This is a genomic window from Acinetobacter pittii ATCC 19004 = CIP 70.29, from assembly GCF_000369045.1.
GTDB lineage: Bacteria > Pseudomonadota > Gammaproteobacteria > Pseudomonadales > Moraxellaceae > Acinetobacter > Acinetobacter pittii.
Window position 1 is genome coordinate 415,749 of record NZ_KB849796.1, and the last position, 24,762, is coordinate 440,510.

Consider the following 24,762-nt stretch of genomic DNA (forward strand, 5'->3'; position numbering starts at 1 on the left):
ATATCAGGCATAAAAAAAGCACATATCTTTTAAATCGATACGTGCTTTTTAAGTAGTAAATTATATTGTTTTATCGTTGAATTAGCTCCATGACATAGCAACTTTTGAGTTGTCTTTTGGGAAAACTAATCGATGTCACGCCAGCGTTTTTCTCAATTTTTAGTGTTTCTTGAGCAGCAAGCTGAACGGAATGATCATCAACGTTCACTTCCGTTTCACTACCCTGATTAAAAATGAAAATCAGGTCTGCCGAACTGATAAATGCCTGCTCCGCTGCATCATTCAACCACTGAAAACGAGCATGAAACTTTGCAGGATCATAAATTAAATTTAAATCTCGAATTGCACCGTCGACCAGTTCATTTTGGACCTGACTCTCGCCATGGAAAGCAAAAATATCACCTTGGTTCAGCGTTTTGGCAGGAAGATCATCGACATGCAATACCATACCCTGTCCATCGAGTACGCTAATAATGCGCTGCTTATTGGGAAATAGCGAAAATGGCCCAGAAGTGGTCACATCTGCCATCGAAATACGCCAATCGAAATCAGCTTCACCTTGGCTTCTGGCAATTTCTAAAGTAAAACCTGCACCATTTTTCCAAAGCATTTTTGTATATTGATCGGCCCTGATCAATTCAATCATGGGTTAAATTTTCCTTCGAGATAGTAGCGGCTACCCGGATAAATCAGACGCGCACTTGAAATGAGTTGTTTATTTGACCATGTACGACGGCGAATCAATAAGCATGGCTCAGCTTTAGTAATCTTCAACCACTTACACTCTTGAGGAGATGCTAAAACGGCCTCGACAATGTGCTCACCTTCTGACACAGGTGCTTTTGCCATGAGGTAAGCATTCGGGGTAATGGTTTTAAAATCTTGTTCTAAATAATCTGGAATCAGTGCTGCATCCACTAAACGATCTTCGACCTGAACAGGTACATCATTTTCATAATGCACAATAATCGAGTGAAATAATTTTTGCCCTTCGCGAGTCTGCATTAATACACTTTGCTCTGCATTTGCATAAATTTGTTCTAAGACTAAAACTTCAGCATGGTGCTTATGGTTTCGTGCAATAATCTCATCGGCAATATTATTAATTTGAAAAAGTGCAGTTCGGCCTTGCCCTTCAGCTACGAAAGAACCAACGCCCTGAATTCGAACGAGTAAGCCTTCTGTTGTTAACTCACGTAGCGCACGGTTTACCGTCATACGGCTACAGCCAAGTTGATTAACGAGTTCACTTTCCGAAGGAATTTTTTTATTTACAGCCCATGAGCCTTCATAAATCTTTTGTGAAATCAGCTGTTTTACACGTTGATATAAAGGAACTGGACTATCAGCTTCAATCGAAAGCTCAGCATGTTCTTGTTTTGATGTTCTGGGCATAACAAATACTCAAAAAGGCGGCAGGCAAAAAAGTATTTTAGTTAACATGCTATGTATATACAACCACATACAACATGTTAATTTATGAATTAAATAGATTTTAAAAAGTTTAAAAAATAAACATAGTTCGGTAAGAGCTAATTTAAAGTTTTATGTAGAGAAATTCAAATATATTAGGATCTTATCAATATTTATTTAATAGTTGTGTCTGCTAAGTTTATGCTCAATTCAAGGATGTAAAAAGTATCGTTTTTTCTAATTTACGAAACGCTGCTTAAAACTTTTATTTAAAATAACTGATCGATAGTATTCTTCTGCCACACAGTATATTAATAAAACTGGAAGCACATCGAATGCGTAATTATAAAATAGATATTCTTCGAGGAATCTCTATCCTTTTGGTTCTTTTACACCATTTTAATATTCCCTATAAACTTAAAGATACATGGTTAGGTTTTGATTTCTTAGGTGAAGCATTTAGCACAGTCATCGCAAGAAATGGAAATTATGGCGTCACCATGTTTTTTGTGATTTCGGGTTTTTTAATTACTCATCACACCTTAAAAAGAGATAAACAATTTTCCGCAATTAACCTCAAACATTTTTATATCCGACGAGCAGCGCGTATTTTACCGTGTCTGGTATTACTCATTTTAGGTGTAAGCATACTCGGTTCGTTTGACTTAAAACCCTTTATGAACCAAGCTCCAAATGGCATTGAGGTTTCCTATCCACTAACAATTTTTGCGGCTTTAGCCTTCTGGATGAATATCCTGATTATTAAATTCGGTTGGGTAAACTACGCTTTGGGCGTGCTGTGGTCGCTCTCTGTGGAAGAAGTTTTTTACTTTGTTTTTCCATTATTGTGCTTGTTCACACGTAGTAATAAGGTTTTTATTGCTGTACTTGTTGGAGTCATTTTATACGGGTCTTATTTTAGGTCTCTACATTTTGGAGAAGAAAGCGGCGCCTATTTATATCATTATTTTTCAAGTTTTGATGGTATAGCGGTGGGCTGTTTAACTGCCATTTTTTCTCATAAATATCAGCCAAATTGGCCCTATAAAAAACCTCTTTCGTGGTTGATTATTTTGAGCATGACCGCTCTATATTTATATGCGCCAATTAAAGAAGTTAGCACATGGGGTATTAGCTTATTTGCTCTTGCCACAAGTTTACTCATTCTGTGTTTTCAATATCCTTCCGAAACGCAAGCGCATAACCTCTTTACAAAAATCATGGTTTGGTTGGGGCAAAGAAGTTATGAAACTTATTTGTTTCATCTAGTTGTGCTGGGTCTTATGAAAGTTGCTTTTGTTCCGGCTCAAACCGACTCTAGCATCAAAATTATGCTTTTAATTGGCTATCTGGTTCTGACCTTTATTATCAGCGCAGCGATTGAAAAATATTATTCCACACCGCTTAACAGCTACATTCGAAAAATTTTCATTAAAGACAAATCATAAAAAAAAGCCCCTTTAAAATAGGGGCTTTTTTAATTAAGCGATCAACATCGTTTCATCTTCTTGTTTAAAAGGATTAGACCAGTTCTGCCAAGCTTGTGGTCCTAAAGCCATTTCCTCATCACTTAATAAACAACGGTCTAAGCGTTGTATTAAAGCTTGCTCATCCATTTGCATACCAATTAAAACCAGCTCCTGACGTGCATCACCTGTTTGAGCATCCCAAACCTTTTTAATTTGTTCGATGCTGTCTAAGTCACTTGGCCAGTCTTCTTCTGCAACGGTGGCCCACCAATAACCTGCCAAGCCATGTCGTGCCATCGCACCTGCTTGTGACCATGAATAAGCCAATGTCGGTTCAGCAGCCAACCAGAAAAAGCCTTTAGAACGAACGACACCCGGCCATTCAGCCTGCACCAAATCATAAAAACGTTCTGGATGGAAAGGTCGACGCGCGCGGTAAACAAAGCTACTGATTCCATACTCTTCAGTCTCTGGCGTATGTTCTCCACGTAACTCTTTTAACCAGCCCGGTGCTTGTGCGGCTTCATCAAAGTCAAATAGCTGTGTATTTAAGATTTTATCTAAAGCGATCTTTCCAAATTGAGCAATTTCAATTCGAGCACGCGGGTTTAGAGTTTTTAAAATTGCAATGAGTTGGTCTTGCTGAGCCTGATCAATCAAGTCAATTTTATTGAGCATAATCACATCACAAAATTCGATCTGATCAATAAGAAGGTCGACCACAGTTCGCTCATCGTGTTCACCTAATGACTCACCACGTTGTTGCAGTGAGTCGATTGAACCGTAATCTTTAAGAAAGTTAAAAGCATCGACTACCGTGACCATGGTGTCGAGTCGAGCAAACTCATTGAGAGAGTTTCCATCTTCATCTTCAAAGGTAAAGGTTTCTGCAACAGGCAGTGGTTCTGAAATGCCTGTTGACTCAATCACCAATTGATCAAAGCGCCCTTCATCAGCTAAACGTCTCACCTCAACCAATAAGTCTTCTCGTAAAGTACAACAGATACAGCCATTACTCATTTCAACCAGCTTTTCATCTGTTCTTGAAAGCTCCGCCCCACCTTCGCGTACTAATGCCGCATCAATATTCACCTCTGACATATCATTGACAATCACGGCAATACGGCGGCCTTCACGATTATTTAAAATATGGTTGAGTAATGTGGTTTTTCCTGCACCCAAAAAGCCTGATAAAACAGTGACGGGAAGCTTGGCAAATGAGTTGGCGATTGCAGTGCGCATGGCTTGATCTCTTCGAATAATATTTAAACTGATCATGGCTGGCCATCTAGGTATGGCCAGATCACAGGCGTAATCTATTTCTAAACCACAATAATGTTATGTTATAACATAACTATTGATCAAGTTTTTATTCCGCTTTTGTTTAAATCAATTTACTTAGTCGTTGAAAAAATTGCTTTTATAGTCCCTGACAAATTGAGGTTTTGTAGTGATGGTCAGGTCCCCATGCACGGAATCCTTGGCTATCAATATGGATTTGTCCTGAAGCATAAACACCTAGTCCCATATTAAGCGCTTGGCCTTTAGTCGCCCAAAACTGACAAAGTTTGGTTTTAGTTTGCTGAATATTGAACTGGTCTAAATCACTCGGCTGTTCTGGGCCAATTCGAAAATCAAGTGCTGCATTAAAGACATGTCGAGAAGCATCAGCACCACCTGCACAGCGGTTTAGAGATAAAGCACGGTAGACCGAAGTCACTTCAAAATCGTTAATTACGCCATCATCAACTAACGCTTTTAAAATGCTAAGTGTCGGAACGATATTGGACCAAATCTCCCTTGGTGGCACCGCATAAGGCTCAACTCCACATTTTTGCCAATCGCGAGCCGAGCGTAATAACTCATGGTCTCGCACTAAATTGGCAAGTCCCTTTTGCTTAAGAAATTGCTTGTAAGATTGCACAGCCTGTCGATGGTCTGCTGTAGCTAACCATGCAACATACGCCTCGGGTTGAGGCTTTATTTTGACCAATGTTTTTGTAGGTTGAGGTAAAGATGTTTGGGTATGCAGAGGAATTGTTGGCTTGGGTGTTTGGGTACTACATGCTGTGAGAGATAATAAAATTAAACCGAAATAACGCTTCATAAATATGCTCTATCTTCACCAAAAATGGGAAAATTGCTCATCATTAAATTAATGAAATGTTATATTATAACAATAATAAAATCCTTTAATTTCTGTTGCTAAATTTTAAAAATAAAAAAGGACGCCTGTCAGACGTCCTTTTTAGATACAACTCAATAATTTATTAAATATCTGCTTCTAAGGCAGGTACAGACTGCTCAGCTTTTAATTTTCGGCGTTTAAATTGGTAAGCCACCATCAAACACAAGATCCAGCCAGGAATCATCATGACCGCAACACGCATATCTGGTGTTAAAGACATCACGACCAAAATACCCAGCATAAACAGTATGCATAAATAGTTGCTAAATGGATACATGAAGCTTGGGAACTTTGTTGTTTGCCCTTGGCGTTGCATATATTTGCGGAATTTTAAATGCGTCCATGAAATTACAACCCAGTTAATTACAATCGCTGCAACCACAAGCATCATGAGTAAACCAAATGCTTTTTCAGGGAAAATATAGTTTAACAGTACACATAAAATAGTGACTGCCGCTGAAAGGATCACTGCATTGGTTGGAATACCACGTTTATTAATACGTGCAAATACTTTTGGTGCATTTCCTTGTTGCGCAAGGCCTAACAACATACGGCTACTGCAATAACTTGTGCCGTTATAAACTGAAACCGCTGCTGTCAAAATGACAAAGTTCAATAACGTTGCAATGCCTTGGCTATCTAAAGAAGCAAATACCATCACAAATGGACTGCCACCTTGTGCCATCTGGTTCCATGGGAATAGCGAGAATAAAACAAAAAGTGTCGCAATATAGAAAATCAAAATACGATAAATAATTTGATTCACAGCTTTAGGTAAAGTTTTATCAGGGTCACGTGCTTCAGCTGCAGTAATACCGAAAAGCTCAATACCACCAAAAGCAAAAATAATGACCGCCATTGCCATCACTAAGCCTTCAACACCAAACGGGAAGAAACCGCCAAGTGCCCAGAGGTTTGAAATGCTTGCCTGTGGACCTGCTGTGCCTGTTGCAAGTAGATATGAACCAAAGCCAATCATTGCAAGAATCGCTAAGATTTTGACAATAGAAAACCAAAATTCCATTTCGCCAAAAAACTTAACGTGTAGCAAATTAATGCCATTAATTAAGACAAAGAAGGCTAAAGCAGATGCCCACGTCGGGATTTGCGGCCACCAATATTGAATGTAAAGACCAATTGCGCTTAGTTCTGCCATACAGACGAGTACATTGAGTACCCAATAGTTCCATCCTGACATGAACCCTGCAAATGGTCCCCAATATTTGTAGGCAAAATGACTAAAAGAACCACTGACTGGCTCTTCAACTACCATTTCACCAAGCTGACGCATCATTAAAAAAGCAATAAATCCTGCAATGGCATAACCGAGGATGACCGATGGACCTGCTAATTTAATCGATTGTGATATACCAAGAAAAAGCCCTGTGCCAATCGCCCCACCCAATGCAATAAGCTGGATGTGCCGATTACTCAAACCATGTTTCAGGTTTCCTTGCTCTTGTGCTGACATATGATTATTCTCATCCGTGTCACGTAATTTTTTTCCAATAAATTACGTATATCATAAATTGATCAAACTTTCATAGAGATTCATGAAAAAATAATTGCGTGACTTTTCTCATGACCGCGAATGAAAACAGAAAATACAAGAAATGACAATTATTATGGAATGTGTAATTAAATTATGTATTGCGTAATTTGATGAATTCAGTATTATAGAGACATGAAGCAATTGGTTGTGCTCGGTCTATATCAAACTCATAAGACAAAAGATGATCTAAGCAAAGGTTAAAACTTATTGAGTAGCTCAGTCCTAGACCGAACTTTTATTTGTATAAGACCCGAGATAAAGACAAGGAAGCGAAAATGGAACAAAAACTAAACTCTTTTATTGAAGTTTCACCTCAATCAGATTTCACTATTCATAATTTGCCTTACGGTGTTTTTAGCAGAGCTAACGAAAGTGAGCGTCAAGTTGGTGTAGCTATTGGTGATTGGGTGATTGATCTCGCTGCTCTTGAAAAGCACGGTCTTTTAAAACTTTCAGAACAAGACACATATTTTAACCAGCCAACACTCAATAAATTTATCGAGTCTGGCAAAGCCAACTGGTCAAAAGTTCGTAAGACACTACAGTCTCTTCTCTCGGTTGAAAATTTAACGCTTCAAGAAAATGAAGCATTGCGCCAGGAAGTTTTGGTTAAGCAAGACAATGTTACTTTGCATTTACCACTTCAAGTATCTGGTTATACCGATTTCTATTCTTCTAAAGAACATGCCACCAATGTAGGCTGTATGTTCCGCGACCCTAAAAATGCTTTACTGCCAAACTGGACTGAATTGCCTGTTGGTTATAATGGTCGTGCTAGTTCTGTTGTAGTCAGTGGCACTCAAGTCGTACGTCCATCTGGACAAATTAAACTTCCAAATGAAGAGCGCCCAGTTTTCTCAGCTACGCGTAAACTCGATTTCGAACTTGAAACAGCATTTGTTATTGGTAAACCAACAGAGCTTAGTCAACCGATCTCGATTGAAAATGCGTGGGATCATATTTTTGGAATGGTATTACTCAATGACTGGTCAGCACGCGATATCCAGCAATGGGAATATGTGCCTCTAGGTCCTTTCAATTCAAAATCATTTGCTAGTGCCATCTCACCGTGGGTAGTCACACTTGAAGCACTTGAGCCATTTAAAGTGGAAGGCCCAAAACAAGAGCCTAAACCTTTAGCGTATTTACAAGAAAATATCGCGAATAGTTATGACATTAATTTGAGTGTTGAAATTCAAAGCCCGAAATCGGCACAAGCTGACGTGATTTGCCAAACTAATTTCAAATATATGTACTGGTCTATGGCTCAACAGCTTACTCACCACACCATTGGCGGCTGTAATGTTCAGGTTGGTGATTTAATGGGTTCAGGTACCATTTCAGGTTCTACACCTGACTCTTATGGCAGCTTGCTTGAGCTTACATGGAACACCACCAAGCCTTTAACACTTGCCAATGGTGAAACTCGTGGTTTCTTGCAAGACGGCGATACCCTGATCATGAAAGGTCATTGTGAGAAAAATGGTATTCGCATTGGCTTCGGTGAAGTTCGAAATACAGTCCTTCCTGCATTAAATTTCGATTTTGCAGAAACTTCGGAGCCTGACTATGAAGCTGTATAGTTACTTTCGTAGCTCTGCAGCCTACAGAGTACGGATTGGTCTGAACATTAAAGGTTTAGCTTATGAGACTGTTCCGGTTCATCTAGTAAAAAACGAACAGCAAAGCGAAGACTATTTAAAGTTAAACCGTAGTGCTCTGGTCCCGACTTTAATTGACGGCGATTTAACCTTGTCTCAATCGTTAAGTATTTTGGAATATCTGGATGAACAATATCCAGAAACCAAACTACTTCCAAGTGATGTGCAAGAGAGAGCCAAAATCCGTGCTTTTGCTCAAGCAATCGCTTGCGATATTCATCCATTAAATAACTTACGCGTACTGAAATATTTAAAAAATGACTTAAATGTTTCAGACGAACAAAAAAATTATTGGTATCAGCACTGGATTATTGAAGGCTTTCAAAATCTCGAACAGCTACTTCAAGATTCAAATGGACAATTTTGCTTTGGACAACAAGCAACAATTGCCGATTGCTGCCTGATTCCACAGGTCTACAACGCGAAACGCTTCAAGATTGATTTATCTGCGTTTCCAAAAATTGAATCGATTTATCACCATTGTTTGTCTATCCCAGCCTTTTATAACGCGGCGCCAGAACAACAACCAGATTGGGAATAGTAAAAAGGAGTTTTAATATGACATTTGCCATTAAAAAAATACATCACGTTGCATATCGTTGTAAGGATGCGAAAGAAACTGTTGAGTGGTATAAAAAAATGCTCAATATGGATTTCATTTTAGCTTTTGCTGAAGACCATGTGCCGTCAACTAAAGCTTTTGACCCATATATGCATTTATTCTTAGATGCTGGTCAAGGTAACGTTTTGGCATTTTTTGAATTGCCAACTCAACCAGAAATGGGCCGAGACGAAAATACGCCTCAATGGGTACAACATATTGCTTTTGAAGTTGAAGACTTAAATGCGTTGATGGCTGCCAAGCAACATTTAGAAGAAAATGGTGTGAAAGTCTTAGGTGTAACTAACCATGGCATTTTCCACTCAATTTATTTCTTTGACCCAAATGGCCATCGTTTAGAACTGACTTATAACGATGCGCATGCTGAAGAAAAAATTGCAAAAATTACTGAAGAAATGAAAACTGAAATGCTAGAGGAATGGAGCAAAACCAAACGCGCTCCACACCACACTCATTTCTTGCATGAAGAAGAGTTAGGAACCTAATTTTTAAAGAGCGCACTAAAAAATCGGCATTGATTAGAATTGTTTTAAGAGCAGTTCTATATCAATGCCGATTTATATTATTTAAAACCGCTAAATTTCTAGAAAATTACGCTATAAATAAGAGCATAGTGATTTTAGAAAATTGTTGGTTATTAAACATGTCAATTTCGCTAATAGAAAAAGGTGATTTCTATTTTTCACTAGGCTCAGGCATGATGTAAAACGCGCCAATTTCAATTTATGTTTTGATCGTCACTGTTTAACAGCTGAAGTAAATTTATTAAGGGTATTTAAATGATTGAAGAAAAAGTATCTGGGGGGGTTCAATCACTTGAAGTCGGTTTATCTGTACTAAACGCCCTTTTGGAACACAATCAACCTATTATTCTCAAAGATCTGTCTAGCAAGCTAGAAATGCATCCTGCAAAAGTTCACCGCTATCTGGTTAGCCTTATTCGCATGGAATATGCAAAACAACTTGATGATGGGCAATATGCCCTAGGTGATCAGGCATGGCGCTTAGGTCTCAACTGTGTTCAGCATAGCGACACACTACAGCTGGTACAGCATTTAATTTATGACCTACAAAACAAAATTGGTTGCGGTATACAAATTAGTAAATGGTCACCAAAAGGCCCTGTCGTGGTTCAATCGATTGAGTCAAACCATCCTATTTCGATTGTGACTAAAGTCGGCTCGATTATGCCTTTAGTGAATTCTGCTGCGGGACGTCTATTTGCTTCTTATCTTCCAGAACATTTTGTTCGTCCCTTAATGGAAGCAGAATGGCAAAAGCATCAGGAACTTGGTCTGCACATCGCACCACAAAACTGGCAAGCATTTACAGAGCTTAAAGACACCATTCGCCAGCAACAAATGTCGGCAGCGAAAGGCGATTTATTGACAGGAATTAATGCGGTAGGTTTACCTGTATTTAACTCAAACCAGAGTATTGAGTTTTGTATTGTCGCACTAGACAGTGAAATGTTTTTACCAGTCGACCCTCACAGTAAAACGATTGAAATCTTGAAAAATGAAGTGAACCTTATTAATCAATATATTAAAAGCCGCTAATCAATAGCCATAAAAAAACCAAGAGATCAAACTCTTGGTTTTTTAAGATCAGGAATAAAGCTCAGCTTATTTATTTAGTTTCTAAAACACCACGGCGAATCTGGTCACGTTCAATCGACTCAAATAATGCCTTAAAGTTACCTTCACCAAAGCCATCATCATCTTTACGTTGAATAAATTCAAAGAAAACTGGACCAATCATGTTTTCAGAGAAAATTTGCAATAACAGCTTCTTCTGACCGTCTTTAGTATTACCATCAAGCAAAATACCGCGCTGTTTTAATTCATCAGTCGGTTCACCATGCTCAGGTAAACGATCTTCTAGCATTTCATAATACGTATTTGGCGGCGGCGTCATAAATTTCAGACCAAGGCCTTTTAACTTATCCCAAGTCGAAATTAAGTCATCACAAATAAATGCGATATGCTGAATACCTTCACCATTAAAGTCAGATAGGAACTCTGCAATTTGGCCATTTCCTTTGTCTGAATCTTCGTTTAACGGAATACGGATCTTACCGTCTGGTGCTGTTAATGCTTTAGACGTTAAACCTGTATATTCACCTTTAATATCAAAGTAGCGAATTTCTTGGAAGTTAAAGATTTTTTCATAGAAGTTTGCCCAATACTCCATACGGCCTTTGTAGACGTTATGAGTTAGGTGGTCAATCTCGTTTAAGCCTGCCCCTACTGGACGTTTGTCGGCATCATCAAAGAAAACAAAGTCATTTTCATAAATATCACGGTCAACTAAAAAGATTGGCATGCCACCAATACCTTTAATTGCCGGAATGTTAAGCTCCATTGGCCCAACTTTTGAATACATTGGTTCAGCACCAAGCTCTACCGCTTTTTGGAAAGCTTTTGCTGCATCACGTGTTTTAAAGCCCATTGCACAAGCAGATGGACCATGTTCATTAAAGAAGAATGAAGCATAAGATTCTGGCTGATAATTCAGGATAATATTGATATTTCCTTGACGCCATAAGTACGCTTCTTTCGATTTATGCTTGGCTACTTTTGAAAAGCCGATTGTTTCAAAAACTGGATCTAATTCATTTTCTTTTGAAACAAACTCAATAAATGCAAAACCGCATAATTCTAATGGGTTCTCTAAAATATCCATCTAGTTTCCCTCTGGTGATTACCTGTTCCGTTTATCTCTATTGCTGATGAACTCAGCTCCTTTCTCTATAGAATACGTTGTCATTGGGTGAAGACTTGAACCGTCAAATTGGCTTAACCCAACACATCCTATGAGAAAAAAACGAGTCATTAAAACGAAGATATGATGAGCGTAGAGCCTTTAATGATTAATTTCCGTTCCATGTGGTGTTTGTTTTCCATACACACTGTCCTTTGTTATCTAAAAGTACGATTGAGATTTTTCAATAAACCCTTAAAAATCGTCTTTTCCTAAAAATCATTTATAGATTTATGGAGACCAACATCCTTGTTGGATCTCCAATGGCCATTTACCTTGAATTAGATGCTACTAAAAACAATTAAATTATGCAATACATAACTTAATTATGAATTGCATAATTTTAGTAATCTTTTAATTTGCCTGTTTTAAAATCAATTGTCATATTCGATATTCTGTTTATGATTCTTTATCTTCAAAAATCTCTCTTGCTTTGAGTTTGGAAAACTATGCTTTTAGTCAGCGCATGTTTAATTGGTGAACCTGTTCGATATGATGGTAAATCTTGTCCAAATACCCGACTTAAGCAGCTATTAATCAATAAAAAAGCCCATGCATTATGCCCAGAGCTATTAGGTGGTTTTACCACTCCCCGTTTACCCGCAGAAATTGTGGGCGGAACAGGTCAAGATGTGCTTGATGGCAAAGCAAAAATTATCGATTCATCTGGTTTAGATGTGACAGAGTTATATTTAAAAGGTGCTTACCGCACCCTAGAAGTTGCGCAGCAAATAAAAGCAACTTGTGTGGTTTTAAAAGAGAATAGCCCATCTTGTGGTAGCCAAAAAATTTATAACGGTACTTTCCAAGGTGAGAAAATTACAGGAGTTGGAATCACCACAGCGCTTTTGCAACGCCATGGCTTTGAAGTAATTTCTGAAAATGAGATTGAAGATTGGTTAGTAGAACATCCTCTTTAAGAGTGTGTTGATCTACCTAATCAAAAACCTCTTAATTGTTTTCTAAAATGGAAACAGATGGCACTCATTAGACAAGCCACTAAATAACTTATGGCAGCCATCCACCAGAAACCATAAATTCCCATCGCAGAAATCGAGATATCTTGCCAATGCAGTCCTTTATAGGCCATCCACCAACCACCGCCTAATCCGAAACATAACACCACGACCAAGAAAATCAGCATTGGTAAAATCGACACATCCCAACAACGCAGCAAAGAGGTCAATAACGTCATTAAGCCATCTAGAAAGTGAGACATACAGACAATCAACAGCAGTGATGCAGCCAAAATCTGAACAGCCAAATCATCTGAATAAAAGGTGACAATTAAGTCCCTCTCCAGCCATAAACACAGGGATAGACTGCCGCTTACTGCCATAATCACCCATATACTTTGTCTGGCAATTTTGTTTGCTTCTTCCATGTTTCCGCTGCCCACAGATCGTGACACTAAAATGCTATAAGCCGAGGCAATTGACGAAGGAAAAATAAACATGAAGCCGCCAGTACTCGCGACAATTTGATGTGCCGCTGACACCACACTCCCGAAAGGTAAAATCAGAATAGCAACCGAACAAAATGCAACAACATCCATCAACGCCATGATCGCAGTCGGTATACCTATTTTTAAAATCATACGCAGACTTTGTCGGCTATCTTCAACTGACTGTTCGGGATGCTCAATAAAGATGTATCTTTTCTCCAGAAAAAACAGGTAGTAAACAGCCAACATAAACCACCGTACAATGAGAGTGGCTAACAAAGCCCCTATTGCACCAAGTGGCGGAATTGAAAATGAAGCGACACCATAAATCAAAAGATAGGACAAAATAATTTTAAGAATGAAGAAAATGCTATCTGATAGTAAAACCTTATGCGCATTTTCAGTGACCTGAGACAAAGCTGTAAATAAGCGCATCAGTAAATGGGCAGGTAAAATAAATACCAAAAGCCAAATACAGTTTTTAGTAATTGACACAACATGTTCAGATGCACCAAATAATTTTGGTAAATCACGGAACAAGTAAAGCAAGCCAATACTCAGCAATGCCGAACATAACATCAGCCAAATGCCTTGAATAAAAATTTGACGAATACGTGGTATGTCATGGCAACCATAAGCTTCTGAAAGCTTAAGTATCACACCTTGTAGAATCCCCATACCAATGACATAGATCACTGTATATAGAGATAAGGTCACCGATAATGCTGCTACATGATCGTTACTAAAATGCCCTACATAAGCAATATCAACCAATCCACTTAAAACTAGAATTAAATTGCTTGAGAGCATGGGAATAAATAATTTAAAAATCTGGTTCATCAAGGAAATGCCTTATTTTTCTTTACGATTTATACTCATATTCACGTTATTTTTAGTGCATCAATCCAAAGCAAAAGACATACCAGTTCTAAATTAAGCTCCTATAAAATGTGCTTTAAATGAAAAGGCCAAACTATTCGTTTGGCCTTTTTTCCTAATGAATGTTGTTTATACAGTTATTCTTGTTTGTGTTTACTCGCCCAATAAGTCGCTAGTGCAGGCCCAGAAATATTGTGCCAAAGACTGAAAATCGCGCTTGGTACTGCTGTAATCGGAGACGCAGCAAAATGGACTGCTGCGAGCGCAACACCTAAGCCTGAGTTTTGCATCCCCACTTCAATAGCAATCGCCTTACTGTCCGCATAAGGTAATTTAAAGAAACGCGCTGCGGTAAAACCTAATAAATATCCAAGCCCATTATGTAAAATCACCACAGCCAAAATAAGCAAACCCGACTGTAAAATTGCTGCTTTGCTTCCACCAATAATAGCTGCCACAATCGCTACAATTGCAATGACCGAAACTAAAGGCATCACTTGAATATAAGATTCGACCTGACGTTTAAGCCATGTTCTTAAAATTAGACCAACTACAATAGGTAGTAGCACCACCTGCAAAATCGAAATAAACATCGAAGCTGCATCAATCTTTAGCCATTGACTAGCAAGCAGATAGAAAATCGCAGGGGTTAATACAGGTGCTAAAAGTGTTGATACCGATGTGCAGGCTACCGATAACGCCACATTGCCTTTGGCCATATAGGTAATCACATTTGAAGCCGTTCCCCCTGGGCAACAACCCACCAAAATGACCCCAACCGCAATTTCAGGCGGTAAATTAAATAATTTACATAGAACATATGCTAAGCCCGGCATCACCACAAACTGCGCAACCACCCCAATCAATACCGCTTTAGGGCTTTGTAATACCCCTTTAAAGTCATCGACGGTCATGGTCATTCCCATACCAAGCATAATAATGCCCAAAATCCATGGAATGTACGCTTTGAGCCAGACAAAAAATTCAGGCTGCCATAGCGCTAGCACTGCAAAAACAATCACCCATAGGGCAAAAGTTTTTTGAATAAATTGGGTAAAGCGTAGGAATGCAGCCATACTTTCTATCCCTAAAAAATTAAAATATAAAAGTAAAAATCAGAGCAATATACTTAGTGCTTACTCAACAGATCAGTCGACTGAATACGAACAACACCTTGTCGCTGCATGGTTTGCCACGCGTGTTCTAACGAACCATTCAGATCAATCCCTTTACAAGCATCTTCAACCACTAAAGTTTTAAAACCTTGCTTAACTGCATCTAAAGCAGTCCATGCTACACAAAAGTCCGTGGCAATTCCGACCACATAAACCGTATCAATGCCACGCTCTTTTAGGTAACTGGTTAAACCGGTCATGGTGGCGTGATCTGCTTCCATAAAAGCCGAGTAGCTATCAATATGAGCATGAAAGCCTTTTCGGATAATCAGTTGAGCTGTCGGAATATTTAAATCAGGATGAAACTCGGCATCTTGAGTACCTTTTACACAATGCTTAGGCCAAAGTACCTGTGGTCCATAGTCGAGTTCAATGGTTTCAAATGGCTGCTTACCCAAATGATTGGCTGCAAAAGAGATATGATTATCCGGGTGCCAGTCCTGAGTCAGGACGACATTTTCAAAACAACCAGCAAGTTGGTTAATAGTTGGAATAATTATATCGGCATCGGCGACTGCTAAATTTCCACCCGGTGTAAAACCATTTTGTACATCAACTACGATTAAAACCGCATTTTGTGGTTGTTTATTCATTTTCATGTCATCTTCAATCCCAACTGGGAAATTGCATTCTATCTTGCCACAAAAAAAGCCCATATTAAGTAAGGCTCAGTCGAATCAAGCCGTATTGTTATGTTTACTGGGTATTCTTAGCGCGCAATAATGAAAACATCCTATCTTTTCCTCAAGTTTACATCGCGATTATCCGTTAGGCGTATTGTTCTTATGCGTCTGATCAGTCATAATTTGCATAATTGTCATTCAACAATCTGTTATTGTTAGAACTGGACAATCAAAATACTGCAACCATCCCACATTTTGTTTTTCTTACCTCAGATTCGGATGGATAAATAGGATATTTTTAAAAATGACTCAGCAAGCACAGACCATTCAAGGCTCAATCGTCGCAATCGTCACACCAATGTTGAAAGACGGCGGTGTAGATTGGAAGGGTCTTGAGAAGCTGGTTGAGTGGCACATAGAACAAGGTACAAACAGTATTGTAGCCGTCGGTACAACCGGCGAAGCCTCAACATTGAGCATGGAAGAGCACACACAGGTTATTAAAGAAATTATTCGTGTAGCCAATAAACGTATTCCAATTATTGCCGGTACTGGTGCAAACTCAACCCGTGAAGCAATCGAATTAACTAAAGCTGCTAAAGAGCTTGGCGCAGATGCTGCTTTACTTGTAACACCATATTATAACAAGCCAACCCAAGAAGGCCTTTACCAACACTATAAAGCGATTGCTGAAGCTGTTGAATTACCGCTTATTCTCTATAACGTACCTGGTCGTACTGGCGTAGACCTTTCAAACGACACAGCTGTACGTTTAGCAGAGATCTCGAATATTGTTGGCATTAAAGATGCAACAGGTGACGTACCTCGTGGTAAAGCTTTAATTGAGGCGTTAAACGGCAAGATGGCTGTGTACTCAGGTGATGATGAGACAGCATGGGAACTTATGCTTCTTGGCGCTGACGGCAACATCTCGGTTACTGCAAATATTGCACCTAAAGCAATGAGTGAAGTATGTGCTGTTGCGATTGCCAAAGATGAACAACAAGCGAAGACGCTTAACAATAAGATTGCAAATTTACACAATATTCTATTTTGCGAATCAAACCCAATTCCTGTGAAATGGGCACTACATGAGATGGGACTGATTGATACTGGTATTCGCTTACCACTCACTCCTCTCGCTGAGCAATATCGCGAACCTCTCCGCAATGCCCTAAAAGATGCGGGAATTATTTAATAAGAGCAATTTATGATGCAATTACGTCTTGGTTTAGTCCTTGCAGTTTCAGCCTTAAGTTTAGCTGGTTGTGGTCGCTTCGCAATTAATAATCACTCTTTAGATTATAAAAATGCCAAGCAACTTGCCCCGCTTGAATATCCTGCCGATGCAACTGTACGACCAGCGACACCTTTGTATCCTGCACCAACTGTAGAACAGCGCGCTATCGATAACGCACCGAAGTTTGAAAATAAGCGTGGCAACCGCTATGCACTGCCACGCCCTGAACAAACGCAAGGTAATGCGACACTAGATGCCTCTGCTCAAACGACGACTGCGCTTGGACGTCCTCAGCTTGTGACTGACGGTAATAAAAATCCGTTGTTAAAAGTTGATGGAAATACAGCCGAGATCTGGCAATACACCAAAGCTACGTTAAGTACTTTAAATTTCAACATCATCGCTCAAGGCAGTAATCAAGCGACGATTAAAGTAAATGACAATACTTATGTGCTTAAACTTACTGGTGTAGGTTCTAGTCATACTCTTGCTCTATTTAATGTAGATAACACTTTTGCAAGCCCAGATGTGGCTGCTGAAGTGTTAAACCAGATTTACCAAAATTGGCCAGCCTAGTCGTTTACTAGGCATTTTTTTTAAAAAGGTTCCCTCATGTTAAAACAAACCTTGCTCTATACTGGTAAAGCAAAATCTGTATATGAAACAGACAATGCCGACCATCTGATTTTAGTCTTTCGTGATGATGCCTCTGCGTTCAACGGCGAAAAAATCGAACAACTAGATCGTAAAGGCAAGGTGAACAACCGTTTTAACGCCTTCATCATGGAAAAACTTGCTGCTGCGGGTATTGAAACGCATTTTGAAAAATTGCTTTCTCCAACTGAAGTGCTTGTTAAAAAACTTCAAATGATTCCAGTTGAATGTGTAATTCGTAACTACGCAGCTGGTTCTCTATGCCGTCGCTTAGGTGTAGAAGAAGGTAAAGAGTTAACTCCTCCTACATTTGAATTGTTCTATAAAGATGACGGTCTAGGCGACCCAATGGTTAACGAATCTCAAGCGATTGCTTTAGGTTGGGCGACTGCTGAACAGTTAGAACAAATGAAAGTTTTAACTTATAAGGTAAACGATGTATTAAAAGCATTATTTGCTGAAGGCAACATGATTTTGGTGGACTTCAAGCTTGAATTCGGTGTTTTCCATGACCGCATCGTGCTTGGTGATGAGTTCTCTCCAGACGGCTGCCGTTTATGGGATAAAGACTCTAAGAAGAAACTCGACAAAGACCGTTTCCGTCAAGGTTTAGGCGGTGTTGTTGAAGCTTATGAAGAAGTTGCTGCTCGTTTAGGCGTAGATTTATCTGACATCTAATCAGTAAAACTTCATAAAAAAACCGGGCTAAAGCCCGGTTTTTTATATTCAGCGCCATGCACCCCAAACAATGTAGACAGATTTGTCTATTTCAATAAATTAACACTTGCATAATCTTAATTTAAAACACTAAAATCTAAAAAAACACAAAGCACTTCACAATAATTAAATTTAAAAACTCGGATGAACCTATGGAATTATCTAAGCTTGAAAAGAGATTAATGAATCATCCAATCCATTTTGGTGAAAATCCTTTGGTCTTATTAAACAACTTTAGCACTTCTGCCTTAAAACAAGGCTGGAGTCAGGCAGAGATTGAATCTGTTATTGCTAAAGCCTCTCAAGGCGACTATATGGCACTCATCCGTACTTTAAGAGCTTATACTTTTCTTTGATTTTGTGATTGATGATCCAGCCATTGTGCATTCAATTTATAAAAAGACACATAAAGCTGTTATGAATAGACTAGATTTATCCTGAACACTGCCTTAACAATAAATAAAACAATAAATATAAGATATTTATACAGTGAGGAGTAAACCTGATGGACCATGAAATAGAGGAAAAGAAAGTCGAGAAAACTTTAAGCTGGCGTGAAAAAATGGCAGTCGAAGAACATGAGAAACTGTCACCCCGTCTGGTTTATGAAATTATCCGCCGTGATGGTGCCGAAGAGCTTGATCGTCCAACAACTGCATTGATCTTTTCAGGGATTGCCGCGGGTTTAGTCATCAGTTTTTCATTTGTATTTAAAGCGATTATTGCTGCTTATCTCCCAGCTGATGCAGTCTGGACCGATTTAATCACTAATGTTGGTTATACCATTGGGTTCTTGATCGCTATTTTGAGTCACATGCAACTCTTTACCGAGAATACTATCACCACAGTTGTGCCTTTATTTAATCCCTTTACTTTCGATAAATTACGAGCAGTGGGCCGCTTATGGGGCATTGTGATTCTATGCAACATCATTGGAACAGCTTTGGCGAGTTTATTTTTCCTAACTACTCACCTGTTTACGCCAGATATTGATAAAGCACTGGATGAACTCGCACATCATGTGGGCTCCTTTTCTGCCACTCAGAATCTGCTCAAAGGCATTATGTCAGGGCTGTTAATTGCTGCATTGGTCTGGATGTTGCCTTCAGTCAGTAATAAGTTTCTGCTCATCTTTTTCATGACGTATCTGATAGGACTGGGTGACTTTACCCATGTAGTGGTTGGTTCTACAGAAATGTCCTATCTGGTCTGGCAAGGAGAAGCTTCTATTAGCAAGTATCTGTTTACTTTCCTCATCCCTACCACTATCGGCAATATTATTGGCGGTACAGGCGTGTTTACTCTACTGATTTATGGTCAGGTCACTGAAGAGCTGGAATAGCATAAAGCAGGAACTATTGTTCCTGCTGCCATCTGCGTTGCTGTAAACGCTCACCTTCAACCTCACGCTTATTTCTTGCAGACTCATAGAGTTTGGTTCCCTTCAACTCAGGCGGCAAATAGTCTTGCAGCACAAAGTGCTCAGGGTAATCATGAGGATAGAGATAATTAATACCATAGCCTTGCTGTTTCATAAGCTTGGTTGGCGCATTTCTCAAATGCAAAGGCACAGGTAAATTTGCCGTTTTTTCAGCAAGTTCCAGAGCCTTATTAATCGCTAAATAAGTACTATTACTTTTTGCACTCGTTGCTAAGTAAACTGCTGTTTGACCTAGAATAATTCGAGCCTCAGGCATACCCACCGCTTGTACAGAGCGGAAACACTCACCTGCAAGCAATAGCGCATTTGGGTTGGAGTTTCCGATGTCTTCTGAGGCTGCGATCAGCATACGTCTTGCAATAAAAACCGGATCTTCTCCACCTTTAAGCATACGAGCCATCCAATATAGCGTTGCATCTGGATCACTGCCGCGAATTGATTTAATAAAGGCAGAAACAAGGTCGTAATGCTGCTCACCAGATTTGTCATAACGCGCAATATTTTGCTGAGCGACTTTTACCACAACCGCATTAGTAATCGTGTTTTCAACTTCTGGTTCAAAAGTACTTGCGATCAAGTCTAGTAAATTAAGCGCTTTACGTGCATCACCTGCTGCGAACTGAATGAGCGCATCATATTCTTCAATATGGATATAACGTTCTTTTAAGAATTTATCGCTTTGAAGTGCATTGTTGAGTAATGTCTGAATTGCCTCACTGTCTAAACTATTTAAGGTATAGACCTGACAGCGTGATAAAAGCGCACTATTCACCTCAAAAGATGGATTTTCAGTGGTCGCGCCTATTAACGTAATTTTGCCTTTTTCAACTGCACCCAATAAAGCATCTTGCTGTGATTTATTAAAACGATGAATTTCATCAATAAAAACTACAGGTGTCAGTAAATCACCACTTTCTGCAATCACTTCACGTAATTCTTTTACGCCCGTATTCAGCGCAGACAAGCTCACAAATGGACGGTCTATCGCTTGTGCCAAAAGTAAAGCAATCGTTGTTTTACCAACGCCTGGTGGACCCCAAAAAATAATAGAAGGCAAATGTCCCTGATCAATCATTTGACGTAAGGGCGCATGTTCACCTAATAAATGGTCTTGCCCAATAATTTCAGACAAGTCTCTTGGGCGCAGGCGTTCGGGAAGTGGAATATGGGTGTCTGACATCTCAAATGGCTTTATCGTCTTTTCACTATAGTCTATTGTGTCTCACAGAAATCTACAATTTGAATCTATGAGACACGTCCTTTATTTACAGGCGCTTGCTTAGCATTAAGAGGGTTTCTTACTCAGCTTGAGTAAACGCGCATTTGAGCCATCTTCAATCACCCAAATCGAACCATCTTGTGCTTCATGCAACCCACGAATACGTTTTTTCATATCTAATCTTTGCACTTCTTTCACTGGTTTATGCTCTAAATCCACCACAATAATCGCTTCGGAAGATAACCCGCCAATTAAGGCTTTATTGTGCCATGCAGGAAATTGCTGACCACGATAAATGATCATACTCGATGGAGAGATTACGGGAGTCCAGTCAATTTCGGGTGCTTTAAATTCTGGGCGAGTGTGATGGTCTGGAATAGGTTGGCCCGAATAATGGTCTCCATTTGAAACAATTGGATAACCATAATTTTCACCTTTAGTAATAATATTAAGCTCATCACCACCTTTAGGCCCCATCTCAACCACCCATAACTGTCCTTGGCGGTCAAAAGCCATACCTAACGGGTTACGGTGTCCCAGTGACCATATTTCAGCAGTGACCCCGCCTTGCTTATAAAAAGGGTTACCTACAGCCGCGGTGCCATCCTCATTTAAACGCAAGATTTTACCCAAGTTACTTTTCATGTTTTGGGCTGGATCAAACTTTTGTCGCTCACCTGAACTGACCCACAGCTTACCATCTGTACCAAAAAGCATGCGATGTCCATAATGGCCTTGTCCCGAGACTTTAGGTACTTGCTGCCAAATCTGCTTTATATCGGTGAGTTTTGGCTGATTAGGATGAGATAAATCTAGTTTCGCACGTGAAATCACTGCCCCAGATCCACCTTGCCCTTTTGTAGCATAGCTGAGATAAACCCAGTGATTCTTGGCAAAGTCAGGGTGTAAAATGACATCTCCTAAACCACCCTGTCCTCCATAGTTCACCGCTGGAACACCTTGCACATCCAACATTTGCTTATTTTTAGGGTTAAAAATTTTTAATTTACCTTGCCGTTCAGTCACTAATAAACGCTGATCAGGCAGACTGGTCACAGCCCAAGGCTCATTAAAATGTGAAACTGCTTCAACCTGATAAGTTTGTTTGACAGCAACAGACTGATCTGCTTTTGCAGTCGTATTTTGTTCTGGATTTTTTGAATTGGTATTATTAGACCCACAGGCCATTAACAAAAAAAAGCTACTACATAATAAGGGGGCTGCTAATCGTCTCATCATTTTTATCTCCTTTTGTTTTTATTGTTATATTACGGAGATGAGCAAAAAAATTACGATAAAAATGTTACTTTATTATACGCTGTAATCAAACATTCTCTTTTAAGACTAAATTAGCGCACCCAGCGTACAATATAATCTTCAAGATCATCTTCATGGACATCAACTTCAGAAATACAACGTCCTGCAACTGACTTTTTCGCCTTAACCACGCTTTGTCTCGAACCCGTATTTAAATAATGCCAAGAAGGTAAATTCTTGCCTTCATTCAAGCGCTTATAGGCACAGCTTGATGGCAACCAGTGGATTGTTTTTAAAGATTCTACCGTTAATTGTAGGCAGTCAGGTACTTGCTGCTGACGATTTGGATAGTCCGTGCAACGCCCTGTACCACAATCAAGTAACTTACAGGCCACTTTGGTATAAGCCACCTCATGCGTATCTTCATCTTCTAGTTTTACCAGACAGCACAAACCACAGCCATCACATAAAGCTTCCCACTCAGCCTGAGTCAGTTGCTCTAACGGATAGTTTTTCCAAAAGAGTGGTCGAAGTGAGGTCTCGGTAGACATAATCTTTTAACAGCTGATGAGATAAAACGATGTATCAGTATAGCATTGAAGTGGTCTGTACTAAAAAAAGAAGCTGTATTTATGACATCACAAAATGATTGTTTAATATACATTTCAACCACATAAACGACACATTCCGAGTAAAAAACACGCTATATAGTTAAATGACAATGAAAAATAAGGAGGACAGCATTATGTTCCGTTGGGCGATAATTTTTGCAGTAATTGCACTCATTGCCAGTCTATTAGGGTTTGGTGGTGTTGCAGGGCTATCTAAAGACTTTGCCGTGATTTTATTAGTTGTAGCTGTAATTCTAGCTGTAATTGGGTTCATTTCTCGAGGCCGAACTTAATTTAATCATGATCACATAAAAAGAAGGAACTGGTTTCCTTCTTTTTTATTGCTTATAACTTTGTATCTTTTTCTTTTGATGTAGATTTTTACATAGTTATTTATTTTAGTTCTTAATTTTTATGCTTTAATCAAGCGTATTTAAATCGATTTAAATTTCAGGATTAATGTCATGAGTACTGCAATTAAAACCCGTGAAATTCAATATACTGCACCAGACGGTAGCCATTTAATTGGTTACTTTGCGGCTCCAGATAGCGAAACACCTGTTGCGGGTGTAATTGTTGCTCCTGAGTGGTGGGGACGTAACGAATATACTGAGCAACGCGCACGTGAACTTGCTGAACACGGCTATGCTGCGCTTGCAATTGATATGTATGGTGATAAAAAAGTTACAACCACCGCAGCTCAAGCCTATGAATGGATGATGCAGACATTTGAAGAGTTAGACACGGTGACTGATCGTGCCAATGCTGGGCTTCAAACTTTAGCTGCTCAACCAGAAGTAAACAGTGAGAAAATTGCTGCTGTCGGTTACTGCTATGGTGGTAAAGTCGTATTAGATCTTGCGCGTTCAGGTGCTCCACTAAAAGCGACTGCAACTTTCCATGGCACATTAACGCCTAAAGCTCCTGCTCAAAAAGGCGACATTCAAGGTGAAGTTTTAGTTCTACATGGTGAATTAGACAGTATGGTCACCTTAGAAGATGTTGCTAATTTCGAAAAAGAGATGCAAGCTGCTGAGGTTAAACACGAAGTAGTGGTTTTAGAAGGTGCTAAACATGGCTTTAGTAACCCGCTTGCCGATGAAAGAGCCAAAGCGAACGGTGTAGACCTTGGTTACAATAGCGAAGCGGAAAAACAAGGCCTTGCTAAAATGTACGCTTTATTAGATCGTACGCTAAAATAAAAGAAGCAAATTTGGAGCAAATGATTTTTTTGCATTTGCTCCCTTAAATGTTTATGACTTTGCAATATTTTTACTGTATTTTTTAAACCATACTTCAATAACTATACTCCCGTTGAGCTAGAGCAAAGCCTAGTCTTATTTCCCGCACTCGGGGTTTAATGGAATAACATGAGAGGATACAACAATGACTGACAAGAAATGTCCGTATTGCGAATTTGATGAATATGACATCATTGATAAGAATGAATTTGCCGTAATTTTGCCTGATTCTAACCCGTTATCTAAAGGCCACTGTGTAGTAACACCACTGCGCCATGTTAGTTCTTTTTTTGACATTACGTCTAAAGAACATCAAGGCTTGCTTACACTTCTTGAAATTGCCCGTCATGAAACCCAGCTTCGTCATCAACCAGATGGCTTTCATATTGGCTTTAATGATGGTGAAGTTTTTGGAAAAACTTCAGATCATTTCCACATTCATGTCATTCCTTACTATAAAAACCAGCCGTTGAAACTAGATCAACTTTGGGGTGTACAAAAGGATTAATTCTTTTTACCCATAGAACAGGGACTACATTTTTGATGTAGTCCCTGTTTTTATATGTCCATTTTCTTCGTTTTCTTTAAACAAA

26 protein-coding genes are annotated in these 24,762 nt (G+C 39.3%); 14 read left to right on the top strand and 12 right to left on the bottom strand.

Features of this window, described 5'->3' with window-relative positions:
• Nucleotides 1-70 precede the first annotated feature (70 nt).
• Together F928_RS18410 and hutC are read right to left on the bottom strand one after the other, a co-directional pair.
• Nucleotides 71-646: a HutD/Ves family protein gene (locus F928_RS18410; RefSeq protein ID WP_002119143.1), complete on the bottom strand. Its 576-nt coding sequence runs from the start codon at nucleotides 644-646 to the stop codon at nucleotides 71-73.
• A complete protein-coding gene (hutC, locus tag F928_RS18415) occupies nucleotides 643-1,395 on the bottom strand; it encodes a histidine utilization repressor (RefSeq protein WP_005078753.1) in 753 nt (250 codons plus the stop codon). Before hutC ends, F928_RS18410 begins: the two co-directional genes overlap by 4 nt.
• Nucleotides 1,396-1,748: 353 nt before the next feature.
• Here hutC and F928_RS18420 point away from each other — a divergent pair, with 353 nt between their 5' ends.
• A complete protein-coding gene (locus F928_RS18420) occupies nucleotides 1,749-2,861 on the top strand; it encodes an acyltransferase family protein (RefSeq protein ID WP_005078756.1) in 1,113 nt (370 codons plus the stop codon).
• A 33-nt stretch (nucleotides 2,862-2,894) separates the two neighbouring features.
• Here the strand turns inward: F928_RS18420 and zigA are convergent, their stop codons facing one another.
• The 3 genes from zigA to F928_RS18435 all read right to left on the bottom strand — a co-directional run bounded on the left by zigA (nucleotide 2,895) and on the right by F928_RS18435 (nucleotide 6,541).
• Nucleotides 2,895-4,160 (bottom strand): zinc metallochaperone GTPase ZigA, encoded by a 1,266-nt coding sequence (zigA, locus tag F928_RS18425; protein WP_025465503.1) that lies wholly within the window; start codon nucleotides 4,158-4,160, stop codon nucleotides 2,895-2,897.
• Between the two features lie 142 nt (nucleotides 4,161-4,302).
• Nucleotides 4,303-4,989, bottom strand: a complete 687-nt coding sequence (locus F928_RS18430) for a D-Ala-D-Ala carboxypeptidase ZrlA (RefSeq protein WP_005078760.1) — start codon at nucleotides 4,987-4,989, stop codon at nucleotides 4,303-4,305.
• 163 nt (nucleotides 4,990-5,152) lie between these two features.
• Nucleotides 5,153-6,541, bottom strand: coding sequence for an amino acid permease (locus F928_RS18435; RefSeq protein WP_002119258.1), 1,389 nt, complete (start codon nucleotides 6,539-6,541; stop codon nucleotides 5,153-5,155).
• Between the two features lie 356 nt (nucleotides 6,542-6,897).
• Between F928_RS18435 and fahA the strand changes: the two genes are divergently transcribed.
• The 4 genes from fahA to araD all read left to right on the top strand — a co-directional run bounded on the left by fahA (nucleotide 6,898) and on the right by araD (nucleotide 10,464).
• Nucleotides 6,898-8,205, top strand: coding sequence for a fumarylacetoacetase (gene fahA, locus F928_RS18440; protein ID WP_005078764.1), 1,308 nt, complete (start codon nucleotides 6,898-6,900; stop codon nucleotides 8,203-8,205).
• Nucleotides 8,192-8,824 (top strand): maleylacetoacetate isomerase, encoded by a 633-nt coding sequence (gene maiA / locus F928_RS18445; protein WP_005066626.1) that lies wholly within the window; start codon nucleotides 8,192-8,194, stop codon nucleotides 8,822-8,824. Before fahA ends, maiA begins: the two co-directional genes overlap by 14 nt.
• Nucleotides 8,825-8,841: 17 nt before the next feature.
• The gene (locus F928_RS18450) at nucleotides 8,842-9,390 is read left to right on the top strand and encodes a VOC family protein (protein WP_002119119.1); all 549 of its coding nucleotides are present in this window, start codon (nucleotides 8,842-8,844) and stop codon (nucleotides 9,388-9,390) included.
• A 294-nt stretch (nucleotides 9,391-9,684) separates the two neighbouring features.
• Nucleotides 9,685-10,464, top strand: a complete 780-nt coding sequence (gene araD / locus F928_RS18455; protein WP_002119135.1) for an IclR family transcriptional regulator — start codon at nucleotides 9,685-9,687, stop codon at nucleotides 10,462-10,464.
• Between the two features lie 70 nt (nucleotides 10,465-10,534).
• Here araD and hppD read toward each other — a convergent pair whose 3' ends face one another.
• Complete coding sequence (hppD, locus tag F928_RS18460) at nucleotides 10,535-11,590, bottom strand: 4-hydroxyphenylpyruvate dioxygenase (RefSeq protein ID WP_005078766.1); 1,056 nt, start codon at nucleotides 11,588-11,590, stop codon at nucleotides 10,535-10,537.
• Between the two features lie 527 nt (nucleotides 11,591-12,117).
• On the opposite strand from hppD, the gene ybbK reads away from it, so the two are divergent.
• Nucleotides 12,118-12,588, top strand: a complete 471-nt coding sequence (gene ybbK / locus F928_RS18465; protein ID WP_005066614.1) for a 2-thiouracil desulfurase family protein — start codon at nucleotides 12,118-12,120, stop codon at nucleotides 12,586-12,588.
• A gap of 20 nt (nucleotides 12,589-12,608) precedes the next feature.
• Here the strand turns inward: ybbK and norM are convergent, their stop codons facing one another.
• The 3 genes from norM to pncA all read right to left on the bottom strand — a co-directional run bounded on the left by norM (nucleotide 12,609) and on the right by pncA (nucleotide 15,765).
• Nucleotides 12,609-13,952, bottom strand: a complete 1,344-nt coding sequence (norM, locus tag F928_RS18470; RefSeq protein ID WP_002119094.1) for an MATE family efflux transporter — start codon at nucleotides 13,950-13,952, stop codon at nucleotides 12,609-12,611.
• Between the two features lie 176 nt (nucleotides 13,953-14,128).
• Nucleotides 14,129-15,067, bottom strand: a complete 939-nt coding sequence (locus F928_RS18475; protein ID WP_002119155.1) for a bile acid:sodium symporter family protein — start codon at nucleotides 15,065-15,067, stop codon at nucleotides 14,129-14,131.
• 53 nt (nucleotides 15,068-15,120) lie between these two features.
• Nucleotides 15,121-15,765, bottom strand: coding sequence for a bifunctional nicotinamidase/pyrazinamidase (gene pncA, locus F928_RS18480; RefSeq protein WP_016802693.1), 645 nt, complete (start codon nucleotides 15,763-15,765; stop codon nucleotides 15,121-15,123).
• Nucleotides 15,766-16,093: 328 nt separating this feature from the next.
• Here pncA and dapA point away from each other — a divergent pair, with 328 nt between their 5' ends.
• From dapA to yfdC, 5 genes are all read left to right on the top strand, one after another.
• Nucleotides 16,094-16,987 carry a 4-hydroxy-tetrahydrodipicolinate synthase gene (gene dapA / locus F928_RS18485; protein WP_002119253.1) on the top strand — a complete coding sequence of 298 codons (894 nt, stop codon included), beginning with the start codon at nucleotides 16,094-16,096 and terminating at the stop codon, nucleotides 16,985-16,987.
• Nucleotides 16,988-17,002: 15 nt separating this feature from the next.
• A complete protein-coding gene (locus F928_RS18490; protein WP_002119179.1) occupies nucleotides 17,003-17,605 on the top strand; it encodes a hypothetical protein in 603 nt (200 codons plus the stop codon).
• Nucleotides 17,606-17,641: 36 nt separating this feature from the next.
• Complete coding sequence (gene purC / locus F928_RS18495; RefSeq protein ID WP_002119240.1) at nucleotides 17,642-18,361, top strand: phosphoribosylaminoimidazolesuccinocarboxamide synthase; 720 nt, start codon at nucleotides 17,642-17,644, stop codon at nucleotides 18,359-18,361.
• Nucleotides 18,362-18,552: 191 nt separating this feature from the next.
• Nucleotides 18,553-18,756, top strand: coding sequence for a hypothetical protein (locus F928_RS18500; RefSeq protein WP_002119286.1), 204 nt, complete (start codon nucleotides 18,553-18,555; stop codon nucleotides 18,754-18,756).
• A gap of 149 nt (nucleotides 18,757-18,905) precedes the next feature.
• Nucleotides 18,906-19,742 carry a formate/nitrite transporter family protein gene (yfdC, locus tag F928_RS18505; RefSeq protein WP_002119112.1) on the top strand — a complete coding sequence of 279 codons (837 nt, stop codon included), beginning with the start codon at nucleotides 18,906-18,908 and terminating at the stop codon, nucleotides 19,740-19,742.
• A 13-nt stretch (nucleotides 19,743-19,755) separates the two neighbouring features.
• Here yfdC and rarA read toward each other — a convergent pair whose 3' ends face one another.
• From rarA to F928_RS18520, 3 genes are all read right to left on the bottom strand, one after another.
• Nucleotides 19,756-21,021 (bottom strand): replication-associated recombination protein A, encoded by a 1,266-nt coding sequence (rarA, locus tag F928_RS18510; protein WP_002119242.1) that lies wholly within the window; start codon nucleotides 21,019-21,021, stop codon nucleotides 19,756-19,758.
• 105 nt (nucleotides 21,022-21,126) lie between these two features.
• Nucleotides 21,127-22,299, bottom strand: coding sequence for a PQQ-dependent sugar dehydrogenase (gene yliI / locus F928_RS18515; protein ID WP_005078771.1), 1,173 nt, complete (start codon nucleotides 22,297-22,299; stop codon nucleotides 21,127-21,129).
• Nucleotides 22,300-22,409: 110 nt separating this feature from the next.
• Complete coding sequence (locus F928_RS18520; RefSeq protein ID WP_002119281.1) at nucleotides 22,410-22,868, bottom strand: YcgN family cysteine cluster protein; 459 nt, start codon at nucleotides 22,866-22,868, stop codon at nucleotides 22,410-22,412.
• A 194-nt stretch (nucleotides 22,869-23,062) separates the two neighbouring features.
• On the opposite strand from F928_RS18520, the gene F928_RS18525 reads away from it, so the two are divergent.
• The 3 genes from F928_RS18525 (at nucleotide 23,063) to F928_RS18535 (ending at nucleotide 24,677) form a co-directional block, all read left to right on the top strand.
• On the top strand, nucleotides 23,063-23,221 hold the full coding sequence (locus F928_RS18525) for a DUF1328 domain-containing protein (protein WP_002053759.1): 159 nt from the start codon (nucleotides 23,063-23,065) through the stop codon (nucleotides 23,219-23,221).
• A 171-nt stretch (nucleotides 23,222-23,392) separates the two neighbouring features.
• On the top strand, nucleotides 23,393-24,130 hold the full coding sequence (locus F928_RS18530) for a dienelactone hydrolase family protein (RefSeq protein WP_002119163.1): 738 nt from the start codon (nucleotides 23,393-23,395) through the stop codon (nucleotides 24,128-24,130).
• A gap of 184 nt (nucleotides 24,131-24,314) precedes the next feature.
• Nucleotides 24,315-24,677 (top strand): HIT family protein, encoded by a 363-nt coding sequence (locus F928_RS18535; RefSeq protein WP_002119132.1) that lies wholly within the window; start codon nucleotides 24,315-24,317, stop codon nucleotides 24,675-24,677.
• Nucleotides 24,678-24,762 lie beyond the last annotated feature (85 nt).